At 26.5% G+C, this 460-nt stretch carries 1 protein-coding gene; it reads right to left on the bottom strand.

The annotated features are described in order from the left end of the window. The coding region (locus N3A72_12445; GenBank protein ID MCX7920386.1) for a hypothetical protein at positions 1–460 on the bottom strand (460 nt) is incomplete at both ends.

Here is a 460-nt window from a genome sequence, read left to right as displayed (position 1 = left end):
CCTGTAATTAAAGCACTATAAATTTCTTCTTCTTCTGACATTGGGATAAATTTTTCTTTAATTTTTAAAAGCGCTAATTTTTCTTTTAGCTTGTAATTAAGTTTTATTAATTTTATCTTGCCGTCTTCCTTATTTTTTCTTTTACTTTTTACTACACTATCATAATAAATATCATCTTCGGAAAATTGGTTACCATGAATAATTATTCTTCCTGTTTTATCTAAAATAAGACTGTGTCCATCAAATACAAGTTCATCCTGTCCGCCAATCAGATTAACATAAATTATTTCGCAATTAAATTCTTTTGCCCTTCTTTTAAATATTCTGTACCTTTCCTTCCATTTTCCCTTATGATATGGAGATGAACTTAAATTAATTAAAAAATCTATTTTACATTTTAAATTATATAATTCATTTGGGGTCCATAAATCTTCGCAGATTGATATTCCCGCATTTATTC

This window comes from bacterium, assembly GCA_026416715.1.
In the GTDB taxonomy this organism is placed as follows: Bacteria; UBP4; UBA4092; order JAOAEQ01; family JAOAEQ01; genus JAOAEQ01.
The sequence above is the reverse complement of the archived record's forward strand: the minus strand, read 5'-3'. Positions and strand labels throughout refer to the sequence as shown.